This is a genomic window from Lamprobacter sp., from assembly GCF_034860625.1.
Lineage (GTDB): Bacteria > Pseudomonadota > Gammaproteobacteria > Chromatiales > Chromatiaceae > Lamprobacter.
Genome location: NZ_JAYESN010000520.1, coordinates 1 through 1,361, shown reverse-complemented (window position 1 = coordinate 1,361; position 1,361 = coordinate 1). Strand labels below are relative to the sequence as shown.

Here is a 1,361-nt window from a genome sequence, read left to right as displayed (position 1 = left end):
CGCACCCACGGTGTCCCAGCAGCCCAAAAAGTCCACCGCTGCCGGCTCGGTACCCACCCGCTGCCGGAACTCCCGCTGCTGCTGCGCAGCACTCGAACCACGTGCGCGGTAGGCCTCCATGGCCTCCGGAATCTGCTTCAGACAGGCTCTGGGCACGATACCCACTGCACCGAGCATGCCGGCAACGCTGCGCGCGGTATAGGCGCCGCGGCTGTAGCCGAACAGATAGAGTTCGTCGCCCGCGTGGTAATTGAGGCAGATAAAGCGATACGCCTCGTACACCAGGTTGTCCAGCCCTTTGCCGATGCCGCCCTCAAGCACGCGCCTGAAACCCTCGGCGTCAGCACCCACACCATCGTCGTAGTAGGCCACCTGCGGTATGGGGGCGGCACCCGAGGCATCCACGGGCAACAGACACTGCAACAGCCGCCCCACATTGGTGATGTAGCGCATGCGCAGATCGTTCCAGGTGCCGTCACAACAGATAACGAGACGCTTCCTGCTCATGAGTTGCATTGCTCCAGTCGCCAGGTACGCTCAGAGTGTAGTCGGTGATTCGCGACTGCGCGCATGTCGATAGTGAGCGCATGCCCACATGCCTGCAGACCGGGCTGGCGATTGACATGGCCGCAGTCGGGATGCAGTCTGCGCCCGCGAGAATTGTGACTGGAGCGCCAGAGGGCGTCAGGAGCGTCAGGGACGGCGCTCAACGCCGGGGGAGTGTCCACTACCGTGAATACACCGCAATGACCACACTGTAATGACCACACTGCGATGACCACACTGCAATCAGGGACTGAAGGCTGGCATGAACTCCGGTTCGGAGCGCTGTCTGTGGCGCAGCTCTACGCGCTGCTGCAGTTCCGCCAATCGGTGTTTGTGGTGGAGCAGAACTGCCCCTATCTGGATGCCGATGGCCTTGATCAGGCCGCCACCCATATATGGCTGGAAGAGAACGGCAAGCTGGTTGCCTACCAGCGCTGCCTGCCACCGGGCACACCCTACGGCGAGAGCTCCATCGGTCGCATCATCGTGGACCCGGCGCAGCGCGGGCGCAACCTGGGCCGCGCGCTGGTGCAGCGCGGCATAGACTTCAACCTGCAGCAATGGCCGGGGGAGGCCATACGCATAGGTGCGCAGGCCCACCTGCAGCCCTTCTACGCCAGCCTGGGTTTCGTGCCCTGCGGGCCGATCTATGACGAAGACGGCATAGACCATATCCATATGCTGCTGACACCGGGCGAGGACCGGGCTGGCATGGTTAGTGGACCCTCCGGCGCTGCTACGTAGACAGTCAGACGCCGCTGCCAAAGGCGAGGTCAGCGCGGGCGCAGTGGATTACCCCGTTAGCGGGTATGACA

The 1,361-nt window shown here is 63.3% G+C and carries 2 protein-coding genes; one reads left to right on the top strand and one right to left on the bottom strand.

Annotated elements, in window-relative coordinates:
• On the bottom strand, positions 1-507 hold a 507-nt coding region (locus tag VBE63_RS29420; RefSeq protein ID WP_323686518.1), incomplete at its 3' end, for a DUF2235 domain-containing protein.
• A gap of 267 nt (positions 508-774) precedes the next feature.
• On the opposite strand from VBE63_RS29420, the gene VBE63_RS29415 reads away from it, so the two are divergent.
• Positions 775-1,290: a GNAT family N-acetyltransferase gene (locus VBE63_RS29415; protein WP_323686517.1), complete on the top strand. Its 516-nt coding sequence runs from the start codon at positions 775-777 to the stop codon at positions 1,288-1,290.
• Positions 1,291-1,361 lie beyond the last annotated feature (71 nt).

Coding starts and splice junctions, on each gene's coding strand:
- VBE63_RS29415 (WP_323686517.1), top strand. CDS start 775: ATGACCACACTGCAATCAGGGACTGAAGGCTGGCATGAACTCCGGTTC.